Source organism: Collinsella aerofaciens (genome assembly GCF_028209395.1).
Classification (GTDB): Bacteria; Actinomycetota; Coriobacteriia; order Coriobacteriales; family Coriobacteriaceae; genus Collinsella; species Collinsella aerofaciens_AZ.
Map to the genome: position 1 here is coordinate 1 of NZ_JAQLDQ010000033.1, position 13972 is coordinate 13972.

The 13972-nt window shown below is 61.6% G+C and carries 14 protein-coding genes; 13 read left to right on the forward strand and 1 reads right to left on the reverse strand.

The genetic code is table 11. The annotated features are described in order from the left end of the window. Nucleotides 1-222 precede the first annotated feature (222 nt). The 4 genes from tgt (at nt 223) to PMW67_RS09165 (ending at nt 3057) form a co-directional block, all read left to right on the forward strand. Nucleotides 223-1362 (forward strand): tRNA guanosine(34) transglycosylase Tgt, encoded by a 1140-nt coding sequence (gene tgt, locus PMW67_RS09150; protein WP_117634943.1) that lies wholly within the window; start codon nt 223-225, stop codon nt 1360-1362. Between the two features lie 213 nt (nt 1363-1575). Next, entirely contained in the window at nt 1576-2334 is a 759-nt protein-coding gene (locus tag PMW67_RS09155; protein WP_271739592.1) for an LOG family protein, read from the forward strand. 112 nt (nt 2335-2446) lie between these two features. Then, nucleotides 2447-2746: a type II toxin-antitoxin system RelB/DinJ family antitoxin gene (locus tag PMW67_RS09160; protein WP_117583791.1), complete on the forward strand. Its 300-nt coding sequence runs from the start codon at nt 2447-2449 to the stop codon at nt 2744-2746. Nucleotides 2747-2748: 2 nt separating this feature from the next. Next, nucleotides 2749-3057, forward strand: a complete 309-nt coding sequence (locus tag PMW67_RS09165; protein WP_271739594.1) for a type II toxin-antitoxin system RelE/ParE family toxin — start codon at nt 2749-2751, stop codon at nt 3055-3057. Nucleotides 3058-3150: 93 nt separating this feature from the next. Here the strand turns inward: PMW67_RS09165 and PMW67_RS09170 are convergent, their stop codons facing one another. Further along, entirely contained in the window at nt 3151-4011 is an 861-nt protein-coding gene (locus tag PMW67_RS09170) for a DegV family protein (protein ID WP_271739595.1), read from the reverse strand. A gap of 157 nt (nt 4012-4168) precedes the next feature. On the opposite strand from PMW67_RS09170, the gene PMW67_RS09175 reads away from it, so the two are divergent. The 9 genes from PMW67_RS09175 to PMW67_RS09215 all read left to right on the forward strand — a co-directional run bounded on the left by PMW67_RS09175 (nt 4169) and on the right by PMW67_RS09215 (nt 13740). Beyond that, nucleotides 4169-4831 (forward strand): HAD hydrolase-like protein, encoded by a 663-nt coding sequence (locus PMW67_RS09175; RefSeq protein ID WP_271739597.1) that lies wholly within the window; start codon nt 4169-4171, stop codon nt 4829-4831. A 54-nt stretch (nt 4832-4885) separates the two neighbouring features. Then, the gene (locus PMW67_RS09180; protein ID WP_271739598.1) at nt 4886-6322 is read left to right on the forward strand and encodes a M20 family metallopeptidase; all 1437 of its coding nucleotides are present in this window, start codon (nt 4886-4888) and stop codon (nt 6320-6322) included. A gap of 320 nt (nt 6323-6642) precedes the next feature. Further along, nucleotides 6643-7578: a phosphate ABC transporter substrate-binding protein gene (locus PMW67_RS09185; RefSeq protein WP_271739599.1), complete on the forward strand. Its 936-nt coding sequence runs from the start codon at nt 6643-6645 to the stop codon at nt 7576-7578. Nucleotides 7579-7602: 24 nt separating this feature from the next. Beyond that, nucleotides 7603-8511, forward strand: a complete 909-nt coding sequence (pstC, locus tag PMW67_RS09190) for a phosphate ABC transporter permease subunit PstC (RefSeq protein ID WP_271739600.1) — start codon at nt 7603-7605, stop codon at nt 8509-8511. 1 nt (nt 8512) lies between these two features. Then, complete coding sequence (gene pstA / locus PMW67_RS09195; RefSeq protein ID WP_271739605.1) at nt 8513-9430, forward strand: phosphate ABC transporter permease PstA; 918 nt, start codon at nt 8513-8515, stop codon at nt 9428-9430. Continuing rightward, nucleotides 9427-10299 (forward strand): phosphate ABC transporter ATP-binding protein PstB, encoded by an 873-nt coding sequence (gene pstB / locus PMW67_RS09200; RefSeq protein ID WP_271739601.1) that lies wholly within the window; start codon nt 9427-9429, stop codon nt 10297-10299. The genes pstA and pstB overlap by 4 nt, the downstream gene beginning before the upstream one ends. 205 nt (nt 10300-10504) lie before the next feature. After that, nucleotides 10505-12364, forward strand: coding sequence for an ABC-F family ATP-binding cassette domain-containing protein (locus tag PMW67_RS09205; protein ID WP_271739602.1), 1860 nt, complete (start codon nt 10505-10507; stop codon nt 12362-12364). Between the two features lie 6 nt (nt 12365-12370). Then, a complete protein-coding gene (locus PMW67_RS09210; protein ID WP_271739603.1) occupies nt 12371-13141 on the forward strand; it encodes a Cof-type HAD-IIB family hydrolase in 771 nt (256 codons plus the stop codon). Between the two features lie 209 nt (nt 13142-13350). Beyond that, a complete protein-coding gene (locus tag PMW67_RS09215) occupies nt 13351-13740 on the forward strand; it encodes a metal-dependent transcriptional regulator (RefSeq protein ID WP_055252669.1) in 390 nt (129 codons plus the stop codon). Nucleotides 13741-13972: the final 232 nt, after the last annotated feature.

Genomic DNA, 13972 nt, shown 5'->3' on the forward strand with positions numbered 1-13972 from the left:
TCGCAGCCCCGACCCGCGGTCACGAGCGGGGGCTCCTATCTTTTTAGTGCCCTCGGATTGGGTCATAGTGTCTGTCGGTGCCATAACATCGGCATTTGTGTTGTTGGTAGAAGGCCTCTCATGGGTAGTCATTTAATGCACTAGTTTCTGTCGAGTCGGTGCGGTTTGCTGGTTGCTCGTATAATGGTCTGCGTATGAACCGCAACCAAGGAGTTCCAGTTTATGGACCAGAGCCTCTTTAAATTCGACCTGATCGCCGAGGACCCGACGACGCACGCGCGTGCCGGCGTGTTGCACACCCCGCACGGCGACATCGAGACGCCGATCTTTATGCCCGTGGGCACCAAGGCAAACGTCAAGGGCATCCCCACCGAGACCGTTAAGCAGCTCGGTGCGCAGATTGTGCTCGCCAACACCTACCACCTGTCCATGCGTCCCGGCGAGGACACCATCGCCGAGCTGGGCGGACTGCATAAGTTCATGAACTGGCATGGCCCCATCCTCACCGACTCGGGCGGATTCCAGGTGTTTAGCCATAACGACGCCGTCAAGCTCACTGACGAGGGCGTGCGCTTTATCGTCAATGACTACGACGGCCGCCACGTGTTCTGGACGCCCGAGGACAACATGGCAATCGCCATGAAGCTCGGCTCCGACATCTGCATGCAGCTCGATCAGTGCCCCGGCTATCCCGCCACGCGCGCCTACGTCGAGCGCGCCGTGGAGCTGTCGAGCATGTGGGCCGAGCGCTGCTACAAGGCCCACACCCGTGATGACCAGGCACTTTTTGGCATCGTCCAGGGTGGCATGCATCTGGATCTGCGCCTGCGATCGCTGCGCCACCTGGAGGAGTGCGGCGACTTCCCCGGTTACGGCATCGGCGGCTACTCGGTGGGCGAGGACCACGAGACCATGTTCGAGACGCTGGCGCCGCTGGTTTCCGAGTATATGCCTAAGCACAAGCCGCGCTACCTCATGGGCGTCGGCAACCCTACCACGCTCGTGCGCGGCGTTGGCGTGGGCATCGACATGTTCGACTGCGTGCTGCCGACGCGCACCGGCCGCATGGGTACGGCGTTCTCCAGTGAAGGTCGCCTTAACTTCCGCAACGCGCGCTTTGCGCACGACGACGGCCCCATCGATCCCACCTGCACCTGCCCGGTGTGCACGGGCGGCTACAGCCGCGCGCTCATCCGTCACATGGTCACGCAGAAGGAGATGCTCGGCGGTATTCTGCTGTCGATGCACAACATCTATTACCTGCTCAACCTTATGCAGCGTGCCCGTCAGGCCATTATCGAGGGCCGCTATGGCGCGTTTGTGAGCGACTGGATGAACAGTCCTGCGGCGGTGGACTACTAAGAGCGGTGCGGGCGCTTGCAGAGCGCGGGCAACGGCAAGGGGCGAGCGCCGGCCGGTCATCACGTTCGCTAACACCGTCTGCGCGACCGATGACCGATAGCTTGCAAGCACTTGATGCATCGTGGGTACCATCCCGAATAGTTGATGTTCGGGCGGGTGTTTGGCGCATGGCGTCGACCCCGCCCGTTTTTCTTTTTCTCGATAGGAGTACCCATGATTAAGAACGAGAATGTCGAGGGCGAGCCTGCCTACGACGAGACGTACCGCCGCGGCCCCGTGGTCATGCGCGGCCCCATGATTCCTAAGGACAACACCTACGCCAACCTGCTGGCGCCCGAGGACTCGACCGACTGGTTGCATACCGATCCGTGGCGTGTGCTGCGTATCCAGGCAGAGTTTGTCGATGGTTTTGGCGCGCTTGCCGAGCTTGGTCCTGCGGTGACCATCTTCGGTAGCGCCCGCACGCCAAAGACCGATCCGCTCTACAAGGCGGCGCGCACGGTCGGTCGCAAGATCGCCCAGCGCGGCGTGGCGGTTATCACCGGCGGCGGTCCCGGCGTCATGGAGGCGGCCAACAGGGGAGCGGCTAGCACGAACGGCAAGTCGGTCGGCTTGGGTATCGAGCTGCCGCACGAGCACGGGCTCAACAAATACGTGAACCTTGGCATGGACTTCCGTTACTTCTTTGTGCGCAAGACCATGTTCGTCAAATACAGCTCGGGCGCCATCGTGTTTCCTGGTGGCTTTGGTACGCTCGACGAGATGTTCGAGGTGCTCACGCTGGTACAGACGCACAAGGTCAAGCGCATGCCGCTCGTTTTGGTGGGAACCGAGTACTGGCAGGGCCTGTTCGACTGGCTCAACGGCCCGGTGATGGACGCCGGTATGATTAGCCCGCTCGATCCGGAGCTGGTGCACATCACCGACGACCTCAACGAGGCCGTTGACATTGCCCTGAGCGGGCTGATGTAGGGTGCTGTGACTGTTGTTATAGCAATGTGAACGGCATACTGATGCTATTTAACATCAGTATGCCATCTAAACTGGGTATACTGATGCAAAAGACGAGGCGAGGAGGTCGCGTATGTCTACTGCAACGGTTAAGCCTACGACGGTTCGCATCGAAGAGGGGCTCAAGGAACAGGCGACTGAGTTCTTGGATACGGTTGGTCTGAGTCTCAATTCGTATCTCAACCTTGCTGTTCGGCAGCTGGTAAATCAACGAAAGATTCCTTTTGAGATCGTAGGAAGGGCGGAGGTGCCCAACGAGGCAACGAGGCGTGCCATGGTGATCGCCGAAGCTCATGAGTTGGGGATTCTGCCGGACGACAGCCCGTCATTCAATAACGCTGATGAGCTTATATCATTCCTCGATGAGGACTAGCGATGTTTGAGATTAAGGTCGAGGCTCAGTTTAAGGCGGATTACAAACGGACGATGCGCATCCATCCGCAGCTAAAAACCGAGTTTAAGGCGGCAGTCGCAGAGCTTGCGGCTCACGGCTCGCTTCCCGCGGAATATGGTGCCCACGAGCTTTCAAACCCGGGCGGCAACTACAACGGCCACATCGATTTCCATCTATCTGATGGCTTGGTCGATGTGGTCGTTCTCTACTTGTCGCATAAGACTAATCCTGCGATCCGACTGGTCAGAATGGGCTCGCATGAGGAACTATTCCAGGGCCCGCAGGGCTGATTGCCGATTTCTAAGTTGCGGTGGAATAGGGATTAATTTGCTGCTGATAAGCCAAAAATAGTCCCTATTTCACCGCAAGTGGTAAAGGTGCCCCTAGTGGATGGGCTGGTAGCGGAGGCAGTAGCTGATGGCTATGGCGTCGACGCCTACGTGGGTGGCAATGGTGCAGCCGATGGGGCCGGTGCCGGCGTCTACGTAGTCCTGGCCTGCGAGTGCTTCGTTGACAAGCTCCTGCTCCTCGGCGGCGCCGGTCGTGAGCACGCGCACGCTTGAGCCCGGATGCTCCGCCAAAAATGCGAGGCAATCGGCCATGGTGTTAGCAACGATGCGCTTGGCGCCGCGGCCCTTCTTGACGGCCTTGATCTCGCCCGACTGCCACTCCGGCGAAACGGCCAGACGAATGTTGAGCATCTGCGTGAGCTGGCCGGCGAGTTTGGGCGCACGGCCGTTCTTGACCAGGTTCTCGAGCGTGCGGGGAATCAGCAACAGGTGGGCGTCGGGCAGCGTCGCGCGGATCTGCGCCTCGGTCTCGTCCAAGCTGCGGCCGTCCTCGCGCATGGCCAGCGCATACTCCACCAGCAGGCCCTCGGCACCCGAACCGGTGCGCGAATCGATGCAGCGCACGTCGAGCTCGTGGGTATCGGCTACCAGGCATGCATTGGAATAGCAGGCGGACCACTCGCTGCACAGCGAGATAAAGATGGCGCTGTCATGGCCGTCGGCGAGCACGCGGTCAAAGAGTGCCTTGAACTCGCCGGCGCTCGGCTGCGAGGTGTGCGGCAGCTGCTCGGAGCCTGCCATGCGGGCGACGTACTCCTCGGCGGTGATCTGCACCTGGTCGAGCAGGTCCTCGCCCTCGATAATCACATGCAGCGGAATCACGTAAATGCCGAGCTCTTGGGCGCGGGCGGGGGAGATGTCCGACGTGGAGTCGGTTATGATGGCAAAAGACATAATTGCACCTTTCGTTGGGGCGTTTGCGCGCCGCCTTCTGAGAGCAAAGTGCGACAAGTATAGTAGAGTCGTTCCACATTGCTAGGTTCAATTGTTGAATAGTCAACAGTTTGAAGTGTCGGTGTGGAAATCATCAATTGGGGAAGAGAGGGTGCCAGTGGAGCAGCTGGAGATATGCAAGCGGTCGGTTGTTCTGTTTGATTTCGATGGCACGGTGGCCGATACAGGCCGGGCGGTGATGACCTCGACGCGCAAGACGCTGGCTGCGCGCGGGTTTTCGGAGGCGCAGATGGGTGACCTGCGCCGCATGATCGGGCCGCCCCTGTGGAAGAGCTTTCACGACTTTTATGGCTTCTCGCGCGAGGAGTCGCTTGTGGTGGCCGACGAGTACCGCGCCTTTTTTGATGAGCTGGGACCGGAAGAGTACCCTGTGTTCGATGGAATTTCCGAGCTGCTGGATGGGTTGGCCGCCCAGGGGCATCGCTTGGCCGTGGCGACGTCGCGCATGGAGGCAAAGTGCATCGACATGGTGGGCGAGCTGGGGCTTTCTCAGTTTAAGGCAGTGGTTGGCATGAATCCGCCGCAGGGACGCGAGACCAAGGCCGATTCGGTCCGCGATGCCCTGGCGGCGCTCGGTGCGACGGCGGACGATGCCGTGATGATCGGCGATCGCTTTAACGATGTGGAGGGCGCGCACGCAATGGGCGTGCCGTGCATCGGCATCTATTCGGGTGCGGCGGCGCCGGGGGAGCACGAGGCCGCGGGCGCCGATGCGGTGGTGCACTCGGTGGCCGAGCTTGCTAAACTTTTTGCTATCTAATGACGTAATGTGAGGGGCGGGCGTGCCCGCTACTCATTGGTAAGGAGGTCGTCCATGAATCAGGTGGAGCAGAGCGTTACCGAGTATGTCGACGAGGTCTGGGAAGATGTCGTCGCCGATATCGAGCAGTTGGTGAGCTATCCGTCTGTGGCTATTGCTGCCAATGCGGAGCCCGGTGCGCCGTTTGGCCGCCCGGTCCGTGATGCGCTCGATTGCGCGCTCGGCATCGCGCAAAAGCTCGGCTACCAGACGAGCGACGACGAGGGCTATGTGGGCATTGCCGATATCCCTGGCCGCGGCGACAAGCAGCTCGCGACCATTTGCCATGTGGACGTGGTGCCCGCAGGCCCCGGCTGGAACACCGACCCGTTTGCGATGGAGCGTCGCGAGGGCTGGCTGCTCGGCCGCGGCGTGATCGACGACAAGGGCCCGGCGGTGCTGTCGCTCTACGCTGGCGCTTATCTGCTCAAACACGGCATTGTGCCGCGCTATACCTTCCGCGCGCTGCTGGGCTGCGATGAGGAAGTGGGCATGTCCGACGTTCACCATTATCTGGAGAACCACACAGACCCCGACTTTTTGTTTACACCCGATGCCGAGTTCCCGGTCTGCAATGCCGAGAAGGGCCAGTTTGGGGCGACGTTTGTGAGTTCCAAGATCGACGGCGGGCGCATTGTGTCCTGGAGCGGTGCCGAGGCGAGCAACGCCATTCCGTCGCAGTCTATCTGCGAGCTTGCGATTGCCGCCGATGAACTGCCGGCGCCCGTTGAGAACGCCGACCGCCTGGAGATCACGGCGCTCGATAACGGGCATGCACAGATTTTCGCCCACGGCATTGGTGGTCATGCCTCGATGCCCGAGGGAACGATCAATGCTGTCGGCCTCATCGTGGCGTATCTGCGCGAGGCCGAGGATGCGTTTGGTGCGCGCGACGAGCGCCTGCTGACGCCTGCCGAGCACGAGTTCGTCAAGTTCCTGGCCTTTGTGCACGCGGATGCCTATGGTCGCGGCCTGGGAATCGATGCGACGAGCCCGGCGTTTGGCCCGCTCACCTGCAACCCCGGCGTCATCCGTGTGGTGGATGGCCACATCGAGCAGGTCATCGACGTGCGTTTTCCCGACAGCACGAGCGCCGATACCATCTGCGAGCAGCTCGAGCCGCTCGTGGGCCGCTTTGGTGTGACGTATCGCGTGGGTCGTGCCAAGGTGCCGTTCTCGGTCTCTGCCGACGACCCGGCCGTGAAGGCGCTGATTGACACCTATAACGAGTTTACGGGTAAGCATGCCGAGCCCTTCGCCATGGGCGGTGGCACGTACGCACGCAACTTTGCCCGCGCCGTCTCGTTTGGCCCCGAGGAGACCGGCCTGGAGCTGCCCGCATGGGGCGGCCAGATGCACGGCCCCAATGAGTGCGCCAACGAGGAACAGCTCAAGCAGGCGCTCAAGATTTATATCGTGGCGATCTTACGTTTGAACGAGCTTGAGCTTTAAGGCTGCGGCGTTTTAACAACTTAGCACCCCTTTCGTCCGGGCTTTTTAAGTTGCGGTGGAATAGTTCCTAGAATGGGCCATTTGATGGCCAAGCAGGAACTATTTCACCGCAACTTTGTTTTTATTGGTGTAAAAGGCGGGTCATGCTTGGTGGCGGGTTTGTTATCCGTTTGTAAAGGCTGGGCAGAGCTTGCGGTAAGGGTCTATCAAATGTCCGTAAGAAACCGCAGATAAGGCGGTCGTCGCCCGATCGAGACCGTATCTTTCCAAACAGCAAAGCGGGCAGGGTGCCCGCGAGTCGCATGTATGAAAGGAAGATCATGCTCGATCAGGCTTATTCTCGTCGTCAGTTCCTCGGCCTCGCTGGTGGTCTTGCCAGCATCGTCGGTCTCGGTCTCGTTGGTTGTGGCGGCTCCGGCGCATCCGACGCCGCCGCCAAGGGTAGCGCCGCCGCCGAGTCCGTCTCCGGCGAGGTGACCTACGACGGCGCCTCCTCGTTCCAAGCTCTCGTCGAGGCCGCTGCCGAGAAGTTCATGGATGCCAACCCCGACGTCTCCGTCTCCGGTTCGGGCAACGGTTCGGGCAAGGGCCTGACCGCTGTCGCCGCCGGCACCGTTACCATCGGTAACTCCGACGTCTTTGCCGAGACCAAGCTCGAGGCCGATCAGGTCAAGAACCTCGTTGACCACGAGGTCGCCGTTGTGGGTATGGGTCCCGTCGTCTCCAAGAACGTGAAGGTCGACGACCTGTCCCTCGAGCAGCTCAAGGGCATCTTCTCCGGCCAGATCACCAACTGGAAGGAGGTCGGCGGTGACGACGCTACCATCGTCGTCCTCAACCGCAAGGCCGGCTCCGGCACCCGCGCCACCTTCGAGGCCGCCGTCTTTGGCGATGAGGCCGTCGACTTTAAGGGCGACGCCGAGCTCGACAAGTCCGGCGATGTCCAGACTCAGATGGGCAGCACCGACAACGCCATCTCCTACCTCGACTTCTCGCACTTCGATGACTCCAAGTTCAACGCCATCAAGGTCGAGGGCGTCGAGCCCAAGAGCGCAAACGTCACCGACGACTCCTTCAAGATCTGGGCTACCGAGCACATGTACTGCGCAAAGGACGCCGACGAGGCCACCAAGGCCTTCCTGGAGTTCATGCTCTCCGACGACGTCCAGGGCAAGCTCGTCGAGGAGCAGGGCTTCATTCCCGTCTCTGCCATGAAGGTCGTCAAGGACGCCAGCGGCAAGGTCTCCTCTAAATAAGTAACCGCCCCGGAAAGGTTTGCAATGGCAAAACAGCTGCCAAAGCGCGACCTTGAGAACGTGGGCCTGGGCGTCACGGGTGCGTGCGTAGCGCTCGTGACGCTTGTCGTTGCCGCGCTCATCTTTATGGTCGCCCAAAAGGGCCTCTCGGCTTTTGTCAAGGACGGCGTCTCGGTCGTCGAGTTCTTTGCCGGCACCAAGTGGGACCTGGCCAACACAGCCGAAAACGGCCTGCCTTATACCGGCGCCCTGCCCCTGATCGTCACCTCGTTTGCGGTCATGGTGCTCTCCACGCTTATCGCGCTGCCCATCGCCATCGGCTCTGCCATCTTTGCGGTCGAGATCCAGCCTAAGTTTGGTTCCAAGATCTTTCAGCCGCTTATTGAGCTTTTGACCGGCATTCCCTCGGTCGTCTTTGGCCTGATCGGCTTTCACGTGGTCGTCGGTCTTATGAAGAGCGTTTTCCACGTGAGCACGGGTCTGGGTATCTTGCCCGGCGCTATCGTGCTGGCAGTCATGATTCTGCCGACGATGACCACGCTTTCGGTCGATGGCCTGCGCGCTGTGCCCGACAGCTACCGTCAGGGCTCGCTCGCGCTGGGCTACACCCGCTGGCAGACCATCTGGCACGTGGTGCTCAAGTCCGCCATGCCGTCGCTCATGACCGCGGTCATCCTTGGCATGACCCGCGCCTTTGGCGAAACGCTCGCCGTGCGCATGGTTATCGGCGGCATCGAGGCCATGCCGACGTCGCTGCTGTCGCCGGCGTCCACCATCACCACCACGCTCACCACGTCCATGGCGGTCTATGCCGAGGGCTCGGCCCAGGACGATGTCCTGTGGGCGCTCGGTTTGCTGCTGATGGGCATGAGCCTCATCTTCATCCTGATCATCCATCTCATTGGCCGCAAGGGGGCGAAGGCTCGTGGCTAGCATGCGCATCCATATCGACGAGGCAAGACTCGGGCGTGTCCAAAAGCAGGACCGCATCGCCACGGGCGTGCTGACGGCAATTGTCGCCATCGTCATGCTCATCGTCGTCTCCATGGTGGCCTACATCCTGTTCGAGGGCATCTCGACGCTGTTCCAACCGGGCTTCCTCACGCAGCCCGCGCGCGCCAACGGAACCCAGGGCGGCGTGCTCTACCAGCTGTTCGACTCGTTCTACCTGCTGCTGATCACCTTAGGTATATCGGTGCCCATCAGCCTGGGCGGCGCGGTGTTCTTGGTTGAGTACGCGCCGGACGGACCCATCCGCGACATCGCCTCCACCGCCATCGAGACGCTGTCCTCGCTGCCCTCCATTGTCGTGGGCATGTTCGGCTTTCTGGTGTTCTCGGTGCAGCTGGGCTGGAAGTACTCCATCATCTCCGGCGCCGTCGCGCTCACCATGTTCAACATCCCCATCCTGGTGCGCGTGATTCAGCAGGCGCTCGAGGACGTGCCGCAGGCCCAGCGCGATGCGTGCCTGGCCATGGGCCTCACTCGCTGGGAGGCCACACTGCACATCCTGATTCCCGAGGCCATGCCCGCCATCGTGACCGGCATCGTGCTTTCGGCCGGCCGCGTGTTTGGCGAGGCCGCGGCGCTGCTCTTTACCTCGGGCATGAGCTCGCCGGTTCGCCTGAACTTCTTGAGTTTTAACCTGTCGAGCCCCACCTGCGCCTGGAACGTGTTCCGTCCCGGCGAGTCGCTCGCCGTTCATATCTACAAGATCTATGGCGAGGGCAGCCCCGAGGCCCAGCAGATCGTCTGGGGCACCGCGGCACTGCTGATGATTTGCGTGCTGCTGTTTAACGTAGTCGCCCGTATCGTGGGCAAGCAACTGGCAAGGAGGATGACGGCCGAATGAGCGAGATGAATACAACGCCCGCAACCGAAGCGGCCACGTCCGAGACCCAGGACTTTCTGTCGAGCGTGGGGCAAAGCGAAAAGCACGTGCGTGTGAGCGGCAAGGCCGTGAGCGACGAGGTCGTACTCTCTACCAAGGACGTCAACGTGTACTATGGCGATCACCATGCGCTGCACAATACGTCGCTCGACTTTCACAAGGGCGAGATCACGGCGCTCATCGGGCCTTCGGGCTGCGGCAAGTCGACCTTCTTGCGCAGCCTCAACCTCATGAATCGCGAGATTCGCGGCTGTCGCGTGGAGGGCGAGATCAACTACCGCGGCCGCAACGTGAACACCAAGACCGAAAACACCTACGAGCTGCGCCGTTCCATCGGCATGGTGTTCCAGCAGCCCAACCCGTTCCGCAAGTCCATTCGCGACAACATCACGTTTGCGCCCAAGCGTCACGGCATCACCGACCGCGACGAGCTCGATCGCATGGTCGAGGAGAGCTTGCGCGGCGCGGCGCTGTGGGACGAGGTCAAAGACAAACTCGACAAGAGCGCCTACGCGCTTTCGGGCGGTCAGCAGCAGCGCCTGTGCATCGCGCGCACGCTGGCGCTCAACCCCGACGTGATCCTGTTTGATGAGCCCTGTTCGGCGCTCGACCCCATCTCGACGCTGGCGATCGAGGACCTCATGTCGTCGATCGTTGCCGAGCGCGCCATCGTCATCGTGACGCACAACATGGAGCAGGCGTCGCGCGTGTCCAACCGCACGGCGTTCTTCTACATGGGCGATATGGTCGAGTACGACGAGACCGACGAGATTTTCCAACGGCCCAAGGATAAGCGGCTGAATGATTACCTCACCGGCATGTTCTCCTAGTCCGGGACATGCTTGAGGCCCGCGGCGGCCACGGCCCCCGCGGGACTGATTGGAGAGGCGGGTCATCTCTTTTGCGAGATGGCCCGCCTTTTTGCTCTGCGACCGAAACGACCACCACAAAGGGGACAGGCACCTTCGTGGTGGTTTGGGGTGGGGCTCGCTGCTATCATGGACAACGTTGAATTTCTACGAAGGAGCAGGGCATATGGCGATTCTTTTGGGATGCGATTCCATCAGCCTAGAGTTTCCCACCAAGCATATTTTCGATAGCGTGACGCTCGGCGTGGGCGAGGGCGACCGCATTGGTATTGTCGGTAAAAACGGCGACGGCAAGTCGACGCTGCTGAGCGTGCTCGCCGGCACGCTGGAACCCGACGACGGACGCGTGACGCACCGCCGCGGCACCACGATCGGACTGCTCGGCCAAAAGGACAACCTGGTCGATACCGACACCGTGCATCATGCCGTCGTGGGCGACGCGCCCGAGTATGAGTGGGCGTCGAGTCCGCGTACGCGCCAGATTCTGGCCGGCCTCATCAGCGATGTGCCCTGGGAAGGCACAGTGGGCGAGCTTTCGGGCGGTCAGCGCCGTCGCGTGGACCTTGCGCGCCTGCTGATCGGCAACTACGACGTGCTCATGCTCGACGAGCCCACCAACCACCTGGACATGCGTACCATCAACTGGCTTGCGCGTCACTTAAAGGCCCGCTGGCAGCGCGGTCAGGGCGCCATGCTCGTGGTCACGCATGACCGCTGGTTCTTGGACGAGGTCTGCACCAGCATGTGGGAGGTCCACGACGGCCAAGTCGACCCCTTCGAGGGCGGCTACTCGGCCTACATCCTGCAGCGCGTGGAGCGCGATCGCATGGCCGCGGTTACCGAGGAGCGCCGTCGCAACATGGCGCGCAAGGAGCTCGCGTGGCTGAGCCGCGGCGCCCAGGCGCGTTCCACCAAGCCCAAGTTTCGCGTGGATGCCGCTCGCGAGCTGATTGCCGACGTGCCGCCTGTGCGCGACGAGCTGGATCTCAAGCGCCTGGCGGTGAGCCGTCTGGGCAAGCAGGTTATCGACGTGGTCGACGTGGACGCCGGCTATGCGGATACCGACGGCGCGCCCAAGCAGGTGCTCTCCGACGTGACCTGGCTCATTGGTGCGGGCGACCGCTATGGTCTTTTGGGCGAGAACGGCGCCGGCAAGTCGACGCTGCTCGACGTGATCCAGGGCAAGATCGCGCCCCTGCGCGGTCGCGTGAAGATTGGCCAGACGGTGCGCTTTGGCGTGCTGTCGCAGCAGCTCGAAGAGCTCGAGCCCTACATGGGCGACACGATCCGCGAGGTGCTCAGCAACTATAAGAAGTACTACGTCATCGACGGCAAGGAGACTTCGCCCGAGAAGCTCTGCGAGCGTCTGGGCTTTACGACGCAGCAGCTCTGGAGCCGCATCGGCGATCTTTCGGGCGGCCAGCGCCGTCGCCTGTCGCTGCTGCTGACAATCCTGGACGAGCCCAACGTGCTCATCCTGGACGAGCCCGGCAACGACCTCGATACCGACATGCTGGCGATTGTCGAGGATCTGCTCGACGGCTGGCCTGGCACGCTGATCCTAGTGACGCACGACCGTTTCCTCATGGAGCGCGTGACCGACCAGCAGTGGGCGCTGCTCGACGGCCACCTGACGCATATGCCCGGCGGCGTGGATCAGTACCTGCGCCTGTGCAACGCCACCGCCGAGGGCGAGCCCGTGGGCGCGCCGAGCGCCAAGACCGGCACGTTCGACACCGGCGCCGCAGCGGTTGCGGCCGAAAAGCCCAAGACGAGCGGGCAGCCCAATGGCCTTTCCAACGCCGAACGCCAGAAGCTTCGCCGCGAGGTGAGTTCGCTCGAGCGCAAGATGGAGACGCAGCGCGCTCGCGTGGAGGAGGCCGAGGCCGCCATGGCCCAGGTCGATCCCACCAACTACACGGCGCTGGGCGAGCAGCAGGCAAAGATCGACGAGGCCCACGCCGCCATGGACGAGCTGGAGATGGCGTGGCTCGAGGCGAGCGAAAAGCTCGAGGGCGAGGAGTAGACGAGGATGATCGGGGCCGCGTTTTTCGATATCGACGGCACGCTGCTGAGCTTTAAGACCCACCGGATTCCGGCGTCGGCGCAGCAGGTGCTCGACAGCTTTCACGAGCAGGGGATTGCGTGCGTGATCGCTACGGGCCGTCCGACCTACCAGATGCCGGACTGGCTGTTCGACCTTGGCTGGGATGCGTACATTACGCTTTCGGGTCAGCATTGCTTTGATGCCAGTGGTGTTTACCGCAGCTGCCCGATCGATCCGGACGATGTTGCGGTGATCGTGGACCAGGTGGCTCAGGGGCGCTACGACTCGCTGTGCATGCAGGGCGAGAGCTCGTTTGTGAACCGCCTGTCCGAGCGCGTGGTGGCGGCCGGCAACAACGCGGGAATCGTCTACCACGAGGAGCCGTTTGACCACGCCTTCGACGCGCCGGTCTACCAGTTTTGCGCGTTTGTGGATCCGGCCGACGAGCATATCGTGACCGATGCGGTGTCGCATTCGCTCACGACGCGCTGGTGCGATCTGTTCTGCGACATTATCCCTGCCAACGGCGGCAAGGATCTGGGCGTTGCGGCGACGCTGGAGCGCCTGGGCGTCGACGTGAGCGAAGCGATTGCCTTTGGCGATGGCGAGAACGACCTGTCGATGTTTGGAGCCGTGGGCACCAGTGTTGCCATGGGCAACGCGCAGGATACTGTGAAGGCCGCAGCGACCTACGTAACGACCGCCGTAGACGACGACGGCATCTACAACGCCGCAAAGCACTTCGGGCTGGTGTAGCTGCGGATTCGGCACTTGGGGACGTTCCTTTTCTGCCGGCAGTTGGGGACACTCCTTGCGGGGCGTCCCCATTTTGTTTTCGTCCCGCATGTTTTGTGAAACACGGCTAACTTTTAGGCAAAGTAGTAAGACATGGGCAACTTTTGCGGTAAAGTAAATCAAGCAAAAGTATCCAAAGGCTAACTAGAAGCCATCGCGAAAGGCGGCCCATGGCCCTGCGTGAATCCGGAGAAGACTATCTCGAATCGATCTACGTTCTATCGGAACGTCAGGGCATCGTGCGCTCGATCGACGTTGCCGAATACTTGGGCGTAACCAAAGCAAGCGTCTCTAAAGCCATGGCGGCCTTGGAGAGCACCGGCTACGTGGAGATGGGCAAACGCGACGTGCATCTGACGGAACGCGGTCTTGAGGTTGCCCGTCAAATGTGGGAGCGCCACTGCTTTTTTGTAGGTCTGCTAGAGGACGCAGGCGTAACGCCCGAGGTCGCGTCGCAAGAGGGCTGCCACATGGAGCACTGCCTGAGCGAGGAGAGCTTCGAGAAGCTAAGATCGATGCTGAGACGGGAAGATGTAGCGGGTCCAACAACAGAAGCCTAACTGACCCACAGTAGCGCGGAGTTCACGCAAAGCGCGAACCAGCGACCGGGACCAGCGGCCCTTTCGGCCAAGTCCATTTCAGCAAAGGAACCCCGCCAGCAAGCGATGCCCAAGAACCGCCAGCTGTGTCAATGCAGGCCGGGGCCGGGCTTGGTTTTGAAAACACTCCGCAGCGCGAGGCCCGCCTTTCCGTCTGTCTCTTATACACATCTGACGCTGCCGACGACCATAG

Bases quoted from the DNA above. Each gene is read 5' to 3' on its own strand.
- PMW67_RS09185 (WP_271739599.1), top strand. From the start codon at position 6,643: ATGCTCGATCAGGCTTATTCTCGTCGTCAGTTCCTCGGCCTCGCTGGT.
- tgt (WP_117634943.1), top strand. From the start codon at position 223: ATGGACCAGAGCCTCTTTAAATTCGACCTGATCGCCGAGGACCCGACG.
- PMW67_RS09205 (WP_271739602.1), top strand. From the start codon at position 10,505: ATGGCGATTCTTTTGGGATGCGATTCCATCAGCCTAGAGTTTCCCACC.
- pstC (WP_271739600.1), top strand. From the start codon at position 7,603: ATGGCAAAACAGCTGCCAAAGCGCGACCTTGAGAACGTGGGCCTGGGC.
- PMW67_RS09210 (WP_271739603.1), top strand. From the start codon at position 12,371: ATGATCGGGGCCGCGTTTTTCGATATCGACGGCACGCTGCTGAGCTTT.
- PMW67_RS09165 (WP_271739594.1), top strand. From the start codon at position 2,749: ATGTTTGAGATTAAGGTCGAGGCTCAGTTTAAGGCGGATTACAAACGG.
- PMW67_RS09180 (WP_271739598.1), top strand. From the start codon at position 4,886: ATGAATCAGGTGGAGCAGAGCGTTACCGAGTATGTCGACGAGGTCTGG.
- PMW67_RS09160 (WP_117583791.1), top strand. From the start codon at position 2,447: ATGTCTACTGCAACGGTTAAGCCTACGACGGTTCGCATCGAAGAGGGG.
- PMW67_RS09155 (WP_271739592.1), top strand. From the start codon at position 1,576: ATGATTAAGAACGAGAATGTCGAGGGCGAGCCTGCCTACGACGAGACG.
- PMW67_RS09215 (WP_055252669.1), top strand. From the start codon at position 13,351: ATGGCCCTGCGTGAATCCGGAGAAGACTATCTCGAATCGATCTACGTT.
- pstA (WP_271739605.1), top strand. From the start codon at position 8,513: ATGCGCATCCATATCGACGAGGCAAGACTCGGGCGTGTCCAAAAGCAG.
- PMW67_RS09170 (WP_271739595.1), bottom strand. From the start codon at position 4,011: ATGTCTTTTGCCATCATAACCGACTCCACGTCGGACATCTCCCCCGCC.
- pstB (WP_271739601.1), top strand. From the start codon at position 9,427: ATGAGCGAGATGAATACAACGCCCGCAACCGAAGCGGCCACGTCCGAG.